Raw genomic sequence first — 18,157 nt, forward strand, 5'->3', positions numbered from 1 at the left:
CCTGTCTCCAGTCCGGTTGCTGACTCGGGGGGATTACTGGGCGCTGTTGCCCAGGTGATCGTCCGGGATATTCAGTTCGATGCCCATGCGCTGGCCTTCCTGGAGGATGTGCCGGCGCATCTCGGCGCTGGCCAGGGCGCTGTTCTTGTTGCGGATGGCCCGCACCACCGCCTCGTTTTCTTCCAGGCGTTCGGCCAGGTGCTCCGGTGAATTGCGCAGGATCTGTGCACTTTGCTTGAGGGCATTGCTGGTCTGTTGCACCACGTTCTGGAAGATCGGGTTGCTGGTCAGGGTGAACAGTTCCTCGTGGAAGGCGATGTAGGCGTTGACCCCGGCTTCGCTGTCGCCGGCTTCAAGGGCTTCGCGCATGTCCATCAGGGTCAGGCGCAACTGGCCGACTTCCTTGCTGCTGATGGATTGCGCCACCAGGCCGACGATGAAGGGCTCCAGGGTGTAGCGCAGTTGCAGCACGTCTTCGAGGCTGGCCCCGGCCACTGCACTGTCGCTGCCCTGCGCTTCGTCCAGGGGAGTGTCCAGCACCACCACGCCTTTGCCGGGCATGGAGCGCACCAGGCCCAGGGTCTCCAGGACGATCACCGCTTCGCGCAGGCTGGGGCGGCTGATGCCCAGTTGCTCGGCCAATTCGCGTTGCCCTGGCAGCATGTCGCCGGAGCGCCACTGGCCGCGGGCCAGGGCGGCCCGGAGCTTTTCTACCACTGAATTCACCACTGTTGACGAGCTGATCACTGTTGACTCCATGAACGATTAATAGCGCGCTGTTGCCGCGCCGAGTGTTGTGCCTGCCGATGACAGGCACAAGATCGGGTCAAAATTCCTGCTGGTGGGCGCCGGTCACCGGTTTTCGGGCCTGGAAGGTGTAGCCCTGCTGGCCGCTGAGCACCTTGTTGGCCCGCTGCACGTCGATGTCCTTTTCCCAGCGGGCGATGGCGACGGTGGCCACGCAGTTGCCGATCAGGTTGGTCAAGGCGCGGCCAATGCCCATGAACCAGTCCACCGCCAGCACCAGCACCAGGCCCACCACCGGAATCGCCGGGATTGCAGTCAGGGTTGCCGCCAGGATCACCAGCGCCGAGCCGGGGATGCCGTGGGCGCCCTTGGAGGTGATCAGCGACACCAGAAGAATGGTCAAGAGGTCCGACATGGACAGCGGAGTGCCGGTGGCGTTGGCAATGAAGACGATGGCCAGGGTCAGGTAGATGGAGAAGCCGTCGAGGTTGAACGAGTAGCCGGTGGGAATCACCAGGCCTACGGTGGAACTGCCGATCCCCAGGTGTTCCAGCTTGCGCATGATCTGCGGCAACACCGCATCGGAGGAAGCGGTGCCGAGGACGATCAGCAACTCTTCGCGCAGGTATTTGAGAAAGGGCAGCATGCGCAGGCCCGACAAACGCATCACCAGGCCCAGGATCACCGCGACGAAGGCAAAGCAGGTCAGGTAGAACAGCCCCACCAGGCTGCCCAGGTGCTGCAGCGAATCCAGGCCGTACTTGCTGGTGGTGAAGGCGATGGCACCGAACACGCCGATGGGCGCCAGACGCACGATCATGCCCATGATGCGGAAGATCACATGGCTCAGTTCGTTGATCAGCCGGGAGATGCCCGAGGCGGCTTCACCCACCAGGTTAAGGGCGCTGCCGAACAGCACCGAGAACAGCAGTACCTGGAGGATGTTGTTCTCGGCGAAGGCACCGATCACCGAGGTGGGAATCAGGTCCATGAGGAACTGAGTGGTGGTGTGCATGTGCTGGCCACGCTGGGCGATGTCGCCCATGTCCGCGGTGGACAGTTGCTCCAGATGGATGTTGGCGCCGCTGCCGATGCCGGTGCTGAAGGCCATGATCAGGCCGATCACCAGGGCCACGGTGGTGAGGATCTCGAAGTAGATCACCGACTTGAGGCCGATGCGGCCGACCTTCTTCAGGTCGCCGGCACCGGAGATGCCGCTGACGACCACGCAGAACACGATCAGCCCGATCAGCATCTTGATCAGCTTGATGAAACCATCGCCTAGGGGTTTGAGCTGGGAGGAGTATTCGGGGAGGGTGAGTCCGCACACGATGCCGAGCATCAGTCCGAGGACAACCTGGAGGAAAATCGAACGCGAGCACCATCTGAGCATGGGGGGAATCCTGGTCGGTGTCCTGTCTGCCGTGCGCGGGGGAGGCGCAGCGGATGGAGGACTTAATTATTGTGGTCTTACCGGTATGTCCAGTGCAGGCGCAGTCTACGCTCGGGTTTTATGGGTTTACAAGGGGGAGGGTGCAGATTGGCTTTACCGGTATGACCAGTGGTTTTTCCTCCTCTGGCCACTGTAGCCGGTGTCGCAGGCTGCGATCGGCCGGACCAGCCGCCCGGGTATCCTGCGTTCGCAAGACCTCGCAGGCTCCTTTCACCGCCTGTCTGCGCGGCCCTGCGGGCACAAAAAAGCCCGGCACTGGGCCGGGCTTTTTCTGCTGCGGTCTGCGGGCTGATTAAGCGCCGTATACCGGCAGCTTCTTGCAGATGGCCTTGACCTTCTCACGCACGGCGTCGATCACCGCTTCGTTGTTCAGGTCCGCCAGGATGTCGCAGATCCAGCCGGCCAGTTCCTTGCACTCGGCTTCCTTGAAGCCACGAGTGGTCACGGCCGGAGTACCGAAGCGCAGGCCGGAGGTGACGAACGGGGAGCGTGGATCGTTTGGCACGGAGTTCTTGTTCACGGTGATGAAGGCTTTGCCCAGGGCGGCGTCAGCGTCCTTGCCGGAGATGTCCTGCTTGATCAGCGACAGCAGGAACAGGTGGTTCTTGGTACCACCGGACACCACGTCGAAACCGCGCTCGATGAACACTTCGGCCATGGCCTGGGCGTTCTTCACCACTTGTTCCTGGTAAGCCTTGAACTCAGGCTGCAGTGCTTCCTTGAAGCAGATGGCCTTGGCGGCGATCACGTGCTCCAGTGGGCCGCCCTGGGCGCCAGGGAATACGGCGGAGTTGAGCTTCTTCTCGATGTCGGCGTTGGCGCGAGCCAGGATCAGGCCGCCACGTGGACCGCGCAGGGTCTTGTGGGTGGTGGTGGTGACCACGTCGGCGAATGGTACTGGGTTCGGGTAGACGCCAGCGGCGACCAGACCGGCCACGTGGGCCATGTCGACGAACAGGTAGGCGCCCACTTTGTCAGCGATTTCGCGGAAACGCGGGAAGTCGAGGATCTGCGAGTAGGCGGAGAAACCGGCCACGATCATTTTCGGCTTGTGCTCGACGGCCAGGCGCTCGACTTCGTCGTAGTCGATCAGACCGTTGGCGTCGATGCCGTACTGGATAGCGTTGTACAGCTTGCCGGAGGAGGACACCGCGGCGCCGTGGGTCAGGTGACCACCGTGGGCCAGGCTCATACCCAGGATGGTGTCGCCGCCTTGCAGCAGGGCCAGGTAGACCGCGGCGTTGGCTTGGGAGCCGGCGTGTGGCTGGACGTTGGCGTAGTCGGCGCCGAACAGCTCCTTGGCGCGGTCGATGGCCAGCTGTTCAACCACGTCGACGTATTCGCAGCCGCCGTAGTAACGCTTGCCCGGGTAACCTTCGGCGTACTTGTTGGTCAGTACCGAGCCTTGAGCTTCCATCACCGCTGGGCTGGTGTAGTTTTCCGAAGCGATCAGCTCAATGTGCTCTTCCTGGCGCTGAGCTTCTTGCTCCATGGCGGCAAAGAGATCGGCGTCGTACTTGGCAATAGTCAAATCACGGCTGAACATGGCGGTCCTCAAGGATCGGGGGCAGAAAAGGGAGGCATTCTAACCCAATGGGTTTTAGATGGCATATGAAAGGACATCATGTCGCAGACAAGTGGCCTTCACTTGGGTACGGGCTTGTATAGGAGCTGGCTTGCCAGCGAAGAGGCCCCTGAGACCGCCTTCGCCGGCAGGCCGGCAATTACGCAAGCAGGGGATGTTAGTCGAACATGAACAGGGCGTCGTTGCTGAACTGCGCCTCGAAGCGGTTGGCCGGCATCGGCCGGCCGAACAGGTAGCCCTGGACCTCGTCGCAGCCATGTTCGCGCAGGAACTCCAGCTGTTCGTGGGTTTCCACGCCTTCGGCGATCACCGCCAGGTTCAGGCTGTGGGCCATGGCGATGATGGCGCGGGCGATCTGCGCATCCTGCTCGCCGGACGGCAGGCCGTCGACGAAGGTGCGGTCGATCTTCAGTACGTCGATGGGGAACTGCTTGAGGTAGTTCAGCGATGAGTAGCCGGTGCCGAAGTCGTCCACCGCGATGCTCAGGCCGAGGTTCTTCAAGCCATCGAGAATCTGCATCGCCTCGCTGACTTCGCGCATCAGGATACTTTCGGTCAGTTCCAGCTCCAGGCACGCCGGTGGCAGGCCGGTGTCCTTGAGGATGGTGGCGATGCGCATGCCCAGCTGGCCGTCGGAGAACTGCCGGGCGGAGATGTTCACCGAAACCTTCGGCACCCGCACCTTGGCCTGGTGCCAGGACTTGAGCTGGCGGCAGGCTTCACTGATCACCCAGTCGCCCACATCCACCACCAGCCCCAGTTCTTCGAGCACCGGAATGAAGTCACCCGGCGGTACCAGGCCGCGACGCGGGTGGCGCCAGCGCAGCAGTGCCTCGGCGCCGGTCAGGCGCTTGCCGTCGCCGCTGAACTGCGGTTGGTAATAAAGCACGAATTCTTCCTGCTCCAGGGCGTGGCGCAGGTCGCTTTCCAGTTCCAGGCGCTCCAGGGCGCTGGCGTTCATGTCCGCCTGGTAGAACTGGAAGTTGTTCTTGCCGCGTTCCTTGGCGTGGTACATCGCGGTGTCGGCGTTCTTCATCAGCTGGCTCAGCTCGTTGCCGTCCTGGGGGCTCAGGGCGATGCCGATACTGGCGGTAACAAAGAACTCGCGGCCTTCGAGGACGAAGGGTTTGACCAGGCTGGCGAGAATCTGCTCGGCCACATGGATCGCCCGGTTCAGGGCCATCTCGCGGCTGGAGCGCGGCTGCAGGAGCAGGGTGAATTCGTCGCCGCCCATGCGTGCCACGGTGTCGTCGTCATCGACGCAGCCCAGTAGGCGCGTGGCCATTTCCTTGAGCATGCGATCGCCGGCGGCATGGCCCAGGGAGTCGTTGATCGGCTTGAAGCGGTCCAGATCGAGGAACATCAGCACCACCCAGGACTTCTGTCGTTCTGCCGATTGCAGGGCGGTGTGCAGGCGGTCCTGGAACAGAGTGCGGTTGGGCAGGTGGGTCAGGGCGTCGTAGTAGGCCAGGCGGTGGATGCGCTGTTCACTGGCCTTGCGTTCGCTGATGTCGCTGAAGAAGCACACGTAGCTGGCCAGGTCGCCTTCATCGTCGAGCACTGCGGTGATCCCGACCCACGCCGGGTAGTGCTCGCCATTGCGGCGCTTGAGCCAGACTTCGCCTTCCCAGGTGCTGTGCTGGTTCAGTTGCTTGAGTACATAGCGCAGGTGGGCTTCCTGCTGGTCGTCCACGGTGAGCATGTTCGGCAACTGATCGAGCACCTGGGACACCGCGTAGCCGCTGACCCGGCTGAACGCCTCGTTGGCCTGGACGATATAGCCGGCGGGGTCGGTGATCAGGATCGCCGAGGTCGAGTGCTCGAATACCGTGGCCGCCATGCGCAGGTCCTTTTCCGCTCGGCGCTGCTGGCTGATGTCGCGGCCGACCCCGAGCACGCCCTCGAAGGCGCCATGCTCGTCCCACACCAGTACCAGGCGCAGCTCGATGGGGATCTTGCGGCCATCGGCCCGCAGGCAGTCGAACAGGAACAGCTGGGTCTGCACCTGGCTGCGCAATTGCGCCAGTTGCTCGGGTTTGTCCAGGGCCTTGCTGACCCGGTCCATGAGGGTGTAGATGCCGCTCAGCTGCTGCGGGTTGGCGATGGTCGACTGCCAGCCGTTCTGGAAGATCCACTCCACGTCGTAGCCGAGCACCGCGTGCACCGAAGGGCTGACGTAGTTCAGCGAAAGCTTGCTGTCGGTGGAGAAGATCACGTCGCTGATGCTTTCGGCGAGCATGCGGTAGCGCTGCTCGCTGTCACGCAGGGACTCGCTGGCCTCGATCTGGTCGGTGATGTCCTTGGCCACGCCGATGATCCGCGTCACCTGGTCGTAGCGGTCCCGGGCCAGGGCCTGCTCGCGGATCTCGAAGCGCCGCCACTGGCCGCTGCGGTGGCGGAAGCGCAACTGGCATTGCAGCAATTGGGCGTAGGCCGAATGCCGCTGTTCCTGGCGCAGGCGGTGATAGAGGTCGGCGTCTTCCGGGTGCAGGAGGATTTCCCAGAAGTACTCGCCCATCTGGTGCAGCTCGGTCTTGTTGTAGCCCAGGGTCTGGCCCAGATGGTGGTTGCTGAAGATCATCCGCTGGCTGATCACATCCTGTACGTACAGGTGATCAGGCACGGTGCGCACCACGTCCGACCAGAACCCTTCGCGCTCCAGCAGTGAAAGTTCGATCAGCTTGCGGCTGGTGATGTCGCTGATGCTGAGGATCACCGCGCTGTAGTCCGCGATGGCCTCGGGCAGGCGCAGGACCAGCCACAGATGCTGGTCGTTGCCCTGGGCGTCGCTGAGCTTGATCTCCAGTTCCAGCTGTTTCTGCTGGTTGATCACGGCTTCGAGCAACTGGCTGCCGATGGCGTTGCCGTTCTTCGGGCTGCCTTCGATCAGCAGTTGCCAGGCCTGCTCGCTGGATTCGACGTTGAGCAGGCGCAGGGCAACCTGGTTGACCTCGGTGATGCGCAATTCACTGAGCAGTTGCAGGCGGTGGCCAGGATCGCTGGCCTGCCAGCGCTTGAGTTGGTCGCTGTTGTGCAGGTTGTGCTTGTCGAGCAACCCTGGAAGCCCTGAGATATCCATGACGCACAAGGCCACGCCGGTGCCTTCGAAAATGTCCTGATAGCGCCGCCGGCCTTCGTGCAGTTGGCGCTGGCGCCGGCGCATGTTCAGCAGGGCGATCACCGGCAGCAGGGAGAAGGCCAGGCCCAGCAGGCACTTGCCAATGAAGGCCGGCAGCAGCGCCTCGAGCACGGCCCGCTGGTCGAACAGGCCGCGCAGTTGCCAGTCGCTGTTGCTCAGGGGCACCAGCAGTACGCTGCTGGCCATTTCGTCGGGATCCAGCATGCCTGGGGTCGAAGTGCTGCGCTCATCGCGCTTGATCACCTGGTGGCTGAGGCGGTTCTCGATCACCCAGGTGGGCTTGAAGCCCTCTTCGCTTTGCCGCACCAGGGTCTGCAGAAAGCTTGGAGCCAGGCGCAGGACCCAGTAGCCGCGGCTCCCGCCGCTGGACTGGTGCAGCAGGACATGCACCACCGAGCCATCGGCGGGGTTGCTGTAGTAGTAGCGTTGGGCACGGCTGCGCTGGACCAGCTCGGCGAGCCACAGGGCGTCCTGGCTATCGGTGGCGCTGTCGCTGAGGATTTGCCCCTTGCTGTCCAGCAGGGCAAAGCTGCGTACGTCCGGCAGCGAGCGCTGGAGTTTCTGAAGCAGTTGCTGTTGCTGCTGGCTGTCTTGCGGTGCCTCGATGATGGGCAGCAGATTGAGGGCGATCTGGGCGTTGAGCGCCAGGTTCAGGCTCAGGTGGTCGGCCAGGTCGGCGCTGTAGTCGATGGCATGCTGACGCTGGTCCTGGCGGGTCTGTTGCAGTTGATCGAGCAACTGCCAGAACAACAGGGCCAGCAGCAACAGCACCAGCGTCGCCAGTGCGCCTTTGAGTGTGCCACGCATAGGATAGGCCGGCCCGGGGGCAGCGGCGCGCGCGGGCTTTGGCGAAGTGACGTTGAACAAGCTGTGATCCTGCGGTTTGGCTGGGCTGGCGCGACGTGCACTATAAGCCGGACGCCCGAAGGGCGGCTAGCATGCCTTGAGTTGTGGCAAAGTGCCAGTCCCGCCTGGCTGGACCTGGATCGTGCATTGAGGTAGTTTTGCCGGTTACGCGGGAGCGTTCCAGCTCCAGACAATCAGGCTTTTTCCGCCCGTCGGTATTGATCATGGTCAATGCCGGCGCAGCGCATGGCCTGGCCCGGGCCCGGCCCGTTCTATTCATCTGTCACTGACGCTAGGTTCACCATGGCTCAATACGTCTTCACCATGCATCGGCTGGGCAAGGTTGTTCCGCCGAAGCGGGAAATCCTGAAAAACATCTCCCTGTCCTTTTTCCCTGGCGCCAAGATCGGCGTGCTGGGCCTCAACGGTTCGGGCAAGTCCACGCTGCTGAAGATCATGGCCGGCGTCGACACCGAGTTCGAGGGCGAAGCCCGCCCGATGCCGGACCTGAACATCGGTTACCTGCCCCAGGAACCCCAGCTGGACCCGGCCAAGACCGTGCGCGAAGTGGTCGAGGAAGCGGTCAGCGTGATCAAGGACGCCCAGGCGCGCCTGGACGAGGTCTACGCCGCCTATGCCGAGCCGGATGCCGACTTCGACAAGCTGGCCGCCGAGCAGGCCAAGCTGGAAGCCATCCTGCAGGCCAGCGACGGCCACAACTTGGAGCGCCAGCTGGAAGTGGCCGCCGACGCTCTGCGTCTGCCGGCCTGGGACGCCAAGGTCGAGCACCTGTCCGGTGGTGAAAAGCGTCGTGTGGCCCTGTGCCGCCTGCTGCTGTCCGCTCCGGACATGCTGCTGCTCGACGAGCCAACCAACCACCTGGACGCCGACTCCGTCGCCTGGCTGGAGCATTTCCTCCACGACTTCCCGGGCACTGTGGTCGCGATCACGCACGACCGTTACTTCCTGGACAACGTCGCCGGCTGGATTCTCGAACTCGACCGCGGCGCCGGCATTCCTTACGAGGGCAACTACTCCGGTTGGCTGGAAGCCAAGTCCGACCGTCTGGCCCAGGAATCCAAGCAGCAGTCGGCCCATGAAAAGGCCATGAAGGAAGAGCTGGAGTGGGTGCGCAAAGGCGCCAAGGCTCGCCAGTCGAAATCCAAGGCCCGTCTGCAACGCTTCGAGGAAATGCAGTCCCAGGAATTCCAGAAGCGCAGCGAAACCAACGAGATCTACATTCCGGCTGGTCCGCGCCTGGGTGACAAGGTCATCGAGTTCAAGAACGTCACCAAGGGCTACGGCGATCGCGTGCTGATCGACAACCTGTCGTTCTCCATGCCCAAGGGCGCCATTGTCGGCGTGATCGGCGGTAACGGTGCCGGTAAATCGACCCTGTTCCGCATGCTCATGGGCAAGGAAACCCCGGATTCGGGCAGCATCGAGATCGGTGAAACCGTGCAGCTTGCCTGCGTGGACCAGAGCCGTGAGGACCTGGACGGCAGCAAGACCGTGTTCCAGCAGATCTCCGACGGCTCCGACCAGATCCGCATTGGCAACTACGAGATCCCGTCGCGTACCTACGTCGGCCGTTTCAACTTCAAGGGCGGCGACCAGCAGAAGTTCGTCAAGGACCTGTCCGGTGGTGAGCGCGGCCGCCTGCACCTGGCCCTGACCCTGAAGGAGGGTGGCAACGTCCTGCTGCTCGACGAACCTTCCAACGACCTCGACGTTGAAACCCTGCGTTCCCTGGAAGAAGCCCTGCTGGACTTCCCGGGCGCCGCCATTGTGATCTCCCACGATCGGTGGTTCCTGGACCGGGTGGCCACTCACATCCTGGCGTACGAAGACGACTCCCAAGCGGTGTTCTTCGAAGGCAACTACACCGAGTACGAAGCCGATCGCAAGAAACGCCTGGGCGAAGCCGCAGCGCAACCGCACCGGGTACGGCACAAGAAGCTGGCCTGATCGGTTAGCTGCTTGAAAAAAACGGGGCCTTCGGGCTCCGTTTTTTTATGCCTGGCAGAAACCTGGGCGGTTAATTCGGGGGCGTGGCTCAACGTTCAAAGTGAGTGCAAAGCAGTCAGTTTTTGTCACCAATTCGGTGCGTAAAACACCTGTAGAACCGGGCTATTTATATTTATTGCACCATTTAAATTCATATCTGCGACATTTTGCGCTGTCGCGGTGCGGATTGAATTGATAAAGTCCCGGGCAAATCTCTTCTTAACGACAATAAATTTGCCGAGACTTCCCATGATCGAATCCGTCGAAGACTTCCTCGCCCGCCTGAAAAAACGCGATCCGGACCAGCCTGAATTCCATCAGGCGGTGGAAGAGGTCCTGCGCAGCCTCTGGCCGTTTCTCGAAGCCAATCCGCACTACCTGAGCTCCGGTATTCTCGAGCGGATCTGCGAGCCGGAACGCGCGGTGGTGTTTCGCGTGTCGTGGGTCGACGATCAGGGCAAGGTCCGGGTCAACCGCGGCTTCCGCATCCAGATGAACAGCGCCATCGGCCCGTACAAGGGCGGCCTGCGCTTCCATCCCTCGGTCAACATGGGCGTGCTGAAATTCCTCGCCTTCGAGCAGACCTTCAAGAACTCCCTGACCTCCCTGCCCATGGGCGGCGGCAAGGGCGGTTCGGACTTCAATCCCAAGGGCAAGAGCGACGCCGAGGTGATGCGCTTCTGCCAGGCCTTCATGAGCGAGCTGTACCGGCATATCGGTGCCGACGTTGACGTCCCGGCCGGTGACATCGGCGTGGGTGCCCGGGAAATCGGTTTCCTCTTTGGCCAGTACAAACGCCTGAGCAACCAGTTCACGTCGGTGCTGACCGGCAAGGGCATCAGCTACGGCGGCAGCCTGATCCGCCCCGAGGCCACGGGCTTTGGCTGCGTGTACTTCGCCGAGGAAATGCTCAAGCGCCGCGGTGATCGGGTCGAAGGCAAGCGCGTGGCGATCTCCGGCTCCGGCAACGTGGCCCAGTATGCGGCGCGCAAGGTCATGGACCTGGGTGGCAAGGTGATCTCCCTGTCCGATTCCGAAGGCACCCTGTATTGCGAGTCGGGCCTGAGCGAAGAGCAGTGGCTGGCGGTACTGGAACTCAAGAACGTGCAGCGTGGGCGTATCAGCGAGCTGGCGAGCCAGTTCGGCCTGGAGTTCCGCGCCGGCCAGACTCCGTGGGACCTGCCGTGCGATATAGCCTTGCCCTGCGCCACGCAGAATGAACTGGACGCCGAGGCGGCCCGTACCCTGCTGCGCAACGGCTGCACCTGTGTCGCCGAAGGTGCCAACATGCCGACCACTCTGGAGGCTGTGGATATCTTTATCGACGCGGGCATCCTCTTCGCCCCGGGCAAGGCGTCCAACGCCGGTGGCGTGGCGGTGAGTGGCCTGGAAATGTCGCAGAACGCCATGCGCCTGCTGTGGACCGCCGGTGAAGTGGACAGCAAGCTGCACAACATCATGCAGTCGATCCACCACGCTTGCGTGCACTATGGCGAAGAGAATGGCCGGATCAACTACGTGAAGGGTGCGAACATCGCCGGCTTCGTCAAGGTCGCCGATGCCATGCTGGCCCAGGGCGTGGTCTGAACCGTCTCAGGCCGGTTCGATGCGGATGATCTCGATCAACTGATTGCCCGCCGGCCTTTGCCACAGGACTTCGTCCCCCGGTTGTGCTCCCAGTAGGGCACGACCCAGGGGCGAGGCCCAGTTGATCAGCCCCTTGGCCGCATCCGCTTGATCCTCCCCCACCAATTGCACGCTTTGCTGGCGATCCTGTTCATCGGCGAAGGTCACCCGGCTGCCGATCTGCACCTTGTCGGTTGAATTGGCCGGCGTCACCACTTGGGCGCTGTGCAGGCGCTGGGTGAAATAGCGCAGGTCGCGCTCAAGCTCTGCCATTCGCTGCTTGTCGGCGTCATCTCCCAGGTCGTTTTGCTCGCTGTGCTGGCTGTGCAGCAGGGCAACCCTGGCCTGCAATTCGGCAAGGCCCTGGGGCGTGACGTAATTGGGCTGGGTGCTGATCTGGCGCTCCACCGGCTGCTCGGCCTGGGCGGCTTGATCTTCATTGACGAAAGCGCGGCTCACGGTTTTCTCCTTGAAGGGAGGCGGGTGGACCATGGTTGCAGGCTTTTCACCTGGGCGGTTACCTGAAAGCGACCTACGGCGAACGATAGGCCCGGGCCGCATCGCGGTCCTTTTCCTGCTGCCAGGCTCGCTCGCGCTCGTCCCAGTGCCGCTCTCGATACTCGTTGCGGTCCTGGTTCTCCAGCATGGCCTGGCATTGGCGGAAACCATCGTTCCAGCCTTCGGCGTATTGCGCGTCCTTGAGGTAGCGCGGTACGTCCTTGCGAAACTCTCCGCTCATGGAGCCTGCCGCCTGGCGGCCGCTGACGCAGCCGGCATCGAAGCCATCGGCAAAGGCCGGCGGATAGCCCTGCGCCAGCAGATGCTCATGGGTTGATTCACAGCCACCGACTAGCGCCAGCAACAGCGCTGCCCACCCGTACCGCCACATTTTCGTCTCCCAGGCTTCCTCTGCGTGAAGTCTAGAAGGGCGTTTGTCAGCAAGCCGTGAAAGCCGGGTGATCAACCCATTTAACCGTGGCCGCTGGTGCAGGCTGCGACAAGGTTCGCAGCACCTTCCAGGGCCCTTGAGAGCGGCCTCTGGCTGCCTTTAGTAGTGATACCACTTGAGTTCGAGCATGACCTCGTTGACCGGAGTCGCCAGTTGGCTGAACTCCCGCTGTGCGCTCAGGCGCAGGCCCAGGTTGCGCGACAGCTCCCACTGCTGGTTGAGGCTCAGGCTGCGGCGTACCTCGCCATTGGTGAAGTAGTCGCCCTTGGCCTCAAGGCTGAAGTTGCCCAGCGGGTTTTTCCACAGCAGCCCGGAGTTGAAGCCTGCTGCCGGGGCGATGAAACCGGCGAAGTCGGCGTTGTGCTCGACCCGCACCGTGCCCAGGACAAAGCCCAGGGTGTCCTCGCCCAACTGCCAGGTGCCGCCGGCCCCGCCGTTGACGTGGCTGACCAGGGTCTCGTCGTCGTGTTTGCCCGGTACTCGCTCCAGGCCGCCGGTGACCTGCCAGGACCAGGGTTGCAGCAGGTCGTTGCGTGGGGTCAGGGAACGGATGGTCGCCAGGTCCAACTGTTGCAACTGCCAGTGGTTGCCTTCGTACTGGCGCAGCTTCATCTGCAGGATCTCGATCTGCGCCCCCAGGGGGAAGCCTTCGGCGTTGTCGTTGAGGTCGTGATAGGCCATGCGCAGGCCGTACTCGGCGAAGGCCTTGTCGTCCCGGGTGCCGACTCCCAGCTGCCAGGTGCGCGACTGGTGGCCGTCTTCCGGCAGGCCGGGGCGCTGGATCTGCAGCTCCGGTGCCGGGTTCTGGTTGATTGCCCGCAGCAGTTCGAAACTGCGTTGCGAGCGCTGCGCATCTCGTTCCAGGCCGTTGGCCCGGTAGCGTTCAAGACGGTAGGCGGCATCCACGATCAAGGCCTGGCGATCCCGGGGTAGAGCCTTCAGCTCAGGGGCCTGCAATTGCTTCTGGTCAGCGCTGACCTTGAGCACCCATTGCTGTTCTTCCGGGTCCAGCGGCTGGGCGCGGCTCAGCAGCTCCCGCTCCCGGGACGGGCGATAGTCGATGCGTTCCACCAGCCCGGCGTCCTTGACTGCCTTGACCGTATCGGTAGGGATCGCCGTCAGCGGGAACTGTTCGGTCAGGCGCAGGCTGGGGCGCGCCACTTGCAGCAGTTCCAGCAGCCGGTAGGAGCAGTTTTCATCGAAGAAGAAGTAGTCGAACTTGATCTGCTTGAGTTCCCAGACATGCTCCACCATGCGTTCGGTTTCGGCCTGGGTCAGGTTCAGGCGGTATTCCCACAGGTCGCGGTTTTCCAGGCTGCGGTATTCCGAGAGCTTCTCTTGGTAGGGCACTAGAGCGAACAGCCCCGGATAGCCGCCCATCAGGCCTTTCCAGGCGTAGAGAATGCTGTTGTCCGAGCCCTCGATATAGGCCCCGAAGTTGATTGCGTAGCTGAGCAGCGCGGTGTTGTTGCTCTGTACGTCCGCCTGATCGATGCGCAGGAGGGTGTGGCCGAACATCGACGAGGGGCTGTTCAGGTAGGCCGCGGGAAAGATCATCACCGTGCTGTGGGGCGAGACATCCTTGAACCATTGCTTGAACTCGGCGCACTCCACCGCAGGCAAGTCATTCAGGCCCAGTTGCGCCTTGAGCCAGCGGGTGCGGGACGGATAGACGCACTGGGCATGCTGGTCACCCGCATCGGCGGGGGCGTAGAGGGCGTTCAGGGTCGCGGCCAGCTCAGCGTCGGGATGATGGGCACCGTCGGCAGCGAGGAAGAATTTCGGGTCGCTGACATAACTGCGCCAGCCGCCGAGCTTGGCAGTTTCGTAGTGACCTATGGATATCCAGAAGGGGTCATTGGCCAGTTGCTGCAAACGTTGAGGGTCGATGTGAGGCGCGGCATACAGCGGGGCGCAGACACAGAGCGCCAGGTAGGCAAGGCGTTTGAGCATGTTGGGCAACTTAAGTCGGAAATACAAAGACCCAAGGTGGGCAAGGTCCGGAAAATAAAACCCGCTCCTCGCGAGGAGCGGGTGGGGCGAGCTTAAGCTGGGGTTGCGTACTTGGCCAGGCGCGCGTCGTTTTTCAACACGGCCAGGGTATTGGTGTGCACATCTTCCGCGGTCACGTCAGCCTTGCTGAAGATCTGTTGGAAGTGCTCGTGGGTAACCGCGGCAAAGTGCGCGCGATCCTCAGGGGCTACACCGAGTACCACGGCGTAGGTGGTCAGGGCTTCGCCTTGACCCTTGGCCATGTCTTCGGAGAGCTCGTTCATCATGCCGTTCATGGCGAACCAGGACTTGCCGCCATAGGTCAGCGAGGCATTGGTCGAGCAGCCGTTGGTACCGGAGGTCATGCCGAAAGTGGCGTTGCCTGAGGTGCCGTTGGTGGTGGATGCGAGGAAGTGCGCCGGAGTGCCGCGCTGGCCTTCGAACAGCATGTTGCCCCAGCCGCAATCCGGGCCGCCTGGCGCCTGGGCCATGGCGTTGAGGGATACAGCGGTGAAAAGAGTACCGAGAAGAATCCGTTTCATAGCGTTGTTCTCTTTGTGTGCATACCAATGGACAGGGAGACTGGCCCGTGCGGGCGCCAGTGGGCCGGTTATCTATCCAGCCGCGCAGTTTGGAGTTTAGGCAGGTTCCTCAGGTTCCGTAACTATTTACAAAACAATACCTGAAACAGCTGGTTTTACTTGGTGCGGGTCGTGGCCTGCGGCTTGTCTATGCTTTCCCCTGAGGCGCGCCTTGCCAGCCGGGCATACCCGGCGCCAGAATGCCGCCATCTGCCCCGCCTGATGTAAGGAAGCCCGATGCCTGATCCTGTTGCTGCCAGCCTGCGTCTTGCGCCTGAAGCGCTGACCCGTCCTTTCTCTGCTGAACAGTTCAGCTTCTCCACAACCAATGATCTGGAGCCCTTCCGCGGTGTGCTAGGCCAGGAACGTGCGGTCGAAGCCTTGCAGTTTGGCGTGGCCATGCCGCGCCCCGGCTACAACGTCTTTGTCATGGGCGAGCCGGGCACCGGCCGCTTCTCTTTCGTCAAACGCTATCTGAAGGCCGAAGGCAAGCGCCTGCAGACCCCGTCGGACTGGGTCTACGTCAACAACTTCGACGAGCCCCGGGAACCCCGGGCACTGGAGCTGCCAGCGGGGGCCGCGGGCAGTTTCATCAGCGACATCAACGGCCTGATCGATAACCTGCTGGCCACCTTTCCGGCGGTCTTCGAGCACCCTTCGTACCAGCAGAAGAAGAGCGCCATCGATCGCGCCTTCAACCAGCGCTATGACCGTGCCCTGGATGTGATCGAGCGCCTGGCCCTGGAAAAGGACGTGGCGCTGTACCGCGACAGCAGCAACATCGCCTTTACCCCGATGTTCGAAGGCAAGGCCCTGGACGAGGCTGAGTTCGCCCAGTTGCCCGAGGCCGATCGCGAACGCTTCCACGAGGACATTTCCGCCCTGGAGGAGCGCCTCAACGAAGAACTGGCGAGCCTGCCGCAATGGAAGCGCGAGTCGAGCAACCAGTTGCGCCAGCTCAATGAAGAAACCATCACCCTGGCCCTGCAGCCCTTGCTCGCGCCGCTGTCCGAGAAGTACGCGGAAAACGCCGCGGTCTGCGGTTACCTGCAGGCCATGCAGGTCTATCTGTTGAAGACCGTGGTCGAACAACTGGTGGACGACAGCAAGACCGACGCCGTGGCGCGCAAGCTGCTGGAAGAACAGTACTGCCCGAGCCTGGTGGTCGGTCACCCGGCCAGCGGTGGCGCCCCGGTGGTATTCGAGCCCCATCCGACCTACGACAACCTGTTCGGGCGTATCGAGTACAGCACCGACCAGGGGGCGCTCTACACCACCTACCGGCAGTTGCGCCCTGGCGCCTTGCACCGGGCCAATGGCGGTTTCCTGATTCTGGAAGCCGAGAAGATGCTCAGCGAACCCTTTGTCTGGGACGCGCTCAAGCGCGCCCTGCAATCGCGCAAGCTGAAGATGGAGTCGCCACTGGGCGAGATGGGCCGCCTGGCCACTGTGACCCTGACGCCGCAGGTGATTCCGCTGCAGGTCAAGGTCATCATCATTGGCGCCCGCCAGTTGTATTACACGCTGCAGGACCTGGATCCGGACTTCCAGGAGATGTTCCGGGTACTGGTGGATTTCGACGAAGACATTCCGATGGTGGATGAAAGCCTGGAGCAGTTCGCCCAGTTGCTGAAAACCCGCACCTCGGAAGAGGGCATGGCGCCACTGACCGCCGACGCCGTGGCGCGGCTGGCCACCTACAGTGCACGCCTGGCGGAGCATCAGGGGCGCTTGTCGGCGCGTATCGGTGATCTGTTCCAACTGGTCAGCGAAGCCGATTTCATCCGGCACCTGGCTTCGGATGAAATGACCGACGCCGGGCATATCGAGCGCGCGCTGAAGGCCAAGGCCACGCGTACCGGGCGGGTGTCGGCGCGGATTCTCGACGACATGCTGGCGGGCATCATCCTCATCGACACCGATGGTGCTGCGGTAGGCAAGTGCAACGGCCTGACGGTGCTGGAGGTCGGGGACTCGGCCTTTGGCGTGCCGGCGCGGATCTCGGCCACGGTCTACCCCGGCGGCAGCGGTATCGTCGACATCGAGCGCGAGGTCAATCTCGGCCAGCCGATCCACTCCAAGGGGGTGATGATCCTCACGGGTTACCTGGGCAGCCGTTACGCCCAGGAGTTCCCCCTGGCGATTTCCGCGAGCATCGCCCTGGAGCAGTCCTATGGCTATGTGGACGGTGACAGTGCTTCGCTGGGCGAGGCCTGCACGCTGATTTCGGCGCTCTCCAAAACCCCGCTCAAGCAGTGCTTCGCCATTACCGGCTCGATCAACCAGTTTGGTGAGGTGCAGGCGGTCGGCGGGGTCAACGAGAAGATCGAGGGCTTCTTCCGTCTGTGCGAGGCCCGTGGCCTGACCGGGGAGCAGGGGGCGATCATTCCCCAGGCCAACGTCGCCACACTGATGCTTGACGAGAAGGTCTTGCAGGCGGTGCGAGCCGGGCAGTTCCATGTGTATGCGGTGCGCCAGGCCGATGAGGCCCTGAGCCTCCTGGTGGGCGAGCCGGCTGGCGAGCCGGATGCCGAAGGGCAGTTCCCCGAGGGCAGCGTCAATGCGCGTGTGGTGGAGCGGCTGCGGGTGATTGCCGAGATGATCAGCGAAGACGACCTGAAGGAGGCCGAGAAGGAACAGGCCCAGGAGGCGTTGGCCGATACCAAGCCGGCGTGATGCTGTTCGATGGCGAGGGGGGTGTTCCCTCGCCATCGGCGCCAGGCCGCTGACGCCAATTTTTCAAAATAGACCATTCGGCGCCTGTTGGATCGGTCAACTTTGTTTATCAGGCTTTTCTTCTATTCTCAGGGCAAGGAGAACGACAGTCGTCGCTGGATCGAAACAGCCTTGCGTTGAAGGCTGAATAGTGGATCTACCGAGGGTCGCCGCCATGTCGCGCAACCTTTGCCTTACTCGCCAATGCCTTGGCCTGGTTACCCGTATCGAATGCATTGTTCGCCCTTTGGCGGGGGACAACGGTATGTGGACCCTTCTCTTCGCCGCCGGAATGGCCGGTGAACAACCCTCGGCGATCAAGTCCCAGGGGCCGTTCTGCGGACCTGTGGTGGCCGAATCGATCCTCGATTCGATCGTTGAAAGCCTGACTACCCACGGTTACCAACTGGCCGACGATCCGCAGATATGGTGCCTGCATCTGCAGGCCCAACTGCGGCAGATCAACGGTGAGCGGGGGCGTCACGCCGGGGATTTCCAGTTCCATCCCGAACACTGA

Annotated in this window: 12 protein-coding genes; 4 read left to right on the forward strand and 8 right to left on the reverse strand. The window is 62.6% G+C overall.

The features are described from left to right. Positions 1 to 33 precede the first annotated feature (33 nt). The 4 genes from ACUXVH_RS24490 to ACUXVH_RS24505 all read right to left on the reverse strand — a co-directional run bounded on the left by ACUXVH_RS24490 (position 34) and on the right by ACUXVH_RS24505 (position 7,791). Complete coding sequence (locus ACUXVH_RS24490) at positions 34 to 747, reverse strand: FadR/GntR family transcriptional regulator (protein ID WP_041119954.1); 714 nt, start codon at positions 745 to 747, stop codon at positions 34 to 36. Between the two features lie 79 nt (positions 748 to 826). Further along, complete coding sequence (locus tag ACUXVH_RS24495; protein WP_015637104.1) at positions 827 to 2,140, reverse strand: C4-dicarboxylate transporter DctA; 1,314 nt, start codon at positions 2,138 to 2,140, stop codon at positions 827 to 829. 352 nt (positions 2,141 to 2,492) lie between these two features. Then, on the reverse strand, positions 2,493 to 3,746 hold the full coding sequence (gene glyA / locus ACUXVH_RS24500; protein ID WP_065363650.1) for a serine hydroxymethyltransferase: 1,254 nt from the start codon (positions 3,744 to 3,746) through the stop codon (positions 2,493 to 2,495). 196 nt (positions 3,747 to 3,942) lie between these two features. Next, positions 3,943 to 7,791, reverse strand: coding sequence for a bifunctional diguanylate cyclase/phosphodiesterase (locus ACUXVH_RS24505; RefSeq protein ID WP_011063570.1), 3,849 nt, complete (start codon positions 7,789 to 7,791; stop codon positions 3,943 to 3,945). A gap of 282 nt (positions 7,792 to 8,073) precedes the next feature. Here ACUXVH_RS24505 and ettA point away from each other — a divergent pair, with 282 nt between their 5' ends. Next, positions 8,074 to 9,738 carry an energy-dependent translational throttle protein EttA gene (ettA, locus tag ACUXVH_RS24510; protein WP_011063569.1) on the forward strand — a complete coding sequence of 555 codons (1,665 nt, stop codon included), beginning with the start codon at positions 8,074 to 8,076 and terminating at the stop codon, positions 9,736 to 9,738. 288 nt (positions 9,739 to 10,026) lie between these two features. After that, positions 10,027 to 11,364: an NADP-specific glutamate dehydrogenase gene (gene gdhA / locus ACUXVH_RS24515; protein WP_011063568.1), complete on the forward strand. Its 1,338-nt coding sequence runs from the start codon at positions 10,027 to 10,029 to the stop codon at positions 11,362 to 11,364. A gap of 6 nt (positions 11,365 to 11,370) precedes the next feature. On the opposite strand, the gene ACUXVH_RS24520 is transcribed toward gdhA, so the two are convergent. The 4 genes from ACUXVH_RS24520 to ACUXVH_RS24535 all read right to left on the reverse strand — a co-directional run bounded on the left by ACUXVH_RS24520 (position 11,371) and on the right by ACUXVH_RS24535 (position 14,886). Then, positions 11,371 to 11,862: a GreA/GreB family elongation factor gene (locus tag ACUXVH_RS24520; protein ID WP_065363651.1), complete on the reverse strand. Its 492-nt coding sequence runs from the start codon at positions 11,860 to 11,862 to the stop codon at positions 11,371 to 11,373. A gap of 73 nt (positions 11,863 to 11,935) precedes the next feature. Then, entirely contained in the window at positions 11,936 to 12,292 is a 357-nt protein-coding gene (locus tag ACUXVH_RS24525) for a hypothetical protein (protein ID WP_011063566.1), read from the reverse strand. Positions 12,293 to 12,451: 159 nt separating this feature from the next. Further along, positions 12,452 to 14,305, reverse strand: a complete 1,854-nt coding sequence (locus ACUXVH_RS24530; protein ID WP_026020072.1) for an Lnb N-terminal periplasmic domain-containing protein — start codon at positions 14,303 to 14,305, stop codon at positions 12,452 to 12,454. A gap of 92 nt (positions 14,306 to 14,397) precedes the next feature. Then, positions 14,398 to 14,886: a DUF3015 domain-containing protein gene (locus tag ACUXVH_RS24535; protein ID WP_011063564.1), complete on the reverse strand. Its 489-nt coding sequence runs from the start codon at positions 14,884 to 14,886 to the stop codon at positions 14,398 to 14,400. A 276-nt stretch (positions 14,887 to 15,162) separates the two neighbouring features. On the opposite strand from ACUXVH_RS24535, the gene ACUXVH_RS24540 reads away from it, so the two are divergent. Continuing rightward, positions 15,163 to 17,601: a Lon protease family protein gene (locus tag ACUXVH_RS24540; protein ID WP_015637098.1), complete on the forward strand. Its 2,439-nt coding sequence runs from the start codon at positions 15,163 to 15,165 to the stop codon at positions 17,599 to 17,601. Between the two features lie 214 nt (positions 17,602 to 17,815). Next, positions 17,816 to 18,157 carry a PA4575 family protein gene (locus ACUXVH_RS24545; protein WP_015637097.1) on the forward strand — a complete coding sequence of 114 codons (342 nt, stop codon included), beginning with the start codon at positions 17,816 to 17,818 and terminating at the stop codon, positions 18,155 to 18,157.

It is taken from the genome of Pseudomonas sp. 8(2025) (assembly GCF_052665325.1).

Excerpts from the sequence above, each read along its gene's own strand:
- ACUXVH_RS24535 (WP_011063564.1), bottom strand. The coding sequence starts at position 14,886 with ATGAAACGGATTCTTCTCGGTACTCTTTTCACCGCTGTATCCCTCAAC.
- ACUXVH_RS24530 (WP_026020072.1), bottom strand. The coding sequence starts at position 14,305 with ATGCTCAAACGCCTTGCCTACCTGGCGCTCTGTGTCTGCGCCCCGCTG.
- ettA (WP_011063569.1), top strand. The coding sequence starts at position 8,074 with ATGGCTCAATACGTCTTCACCATGCATCGGCTGGGCAAGGTTGTTCCG.
- ACUXVH_RS24495 (WP_015637104.1), bottom strand. The coding sequence starts at position 2,140 with ATGCTCAGATGGTGCTCGCGTTCGATTTTCCTCCAGGTTGTCCTCGGA.
- gdhA (WP_011063568.1), top strand. The coding sequence starts at position 10,027 with ATGATCGAATCCGTCGAAGACTTCCTCGCCCGCCTGAAAAAACGCGAT.
- ACUXVH_RS24545 (WP_015637097.1), top strand. The coding sequence starts at position 17,816 with ATGTCGCGCAACCTTTGCCTTACTCGCCAATGCCTTGGCCTGGTTACC.
- glyA (WP_065363650.1), bottom strand. The coding sequence starts at position 3,746 with ATGTTCAGCCGTGATTTGACTATTGCCAAGTACGACGCCGATCTCTTT.
- ACUXVH_RS24525 (WP_011063566.1), bottom strand. The coding sequence starts at position 12,292 with ATGTGGCGGTACGGGTGGGCAGCGCTGTTGCTGGCGCTAGTCGGTGGC.
- ACUXVH_RS24540 (WP_015637098.1), top strand. The coding sequence starts at position 15,163 with ATGCCTGATCCTGTTGCTGCCAGCCTGCGTCTTGCGCCTGAAGCGCTG.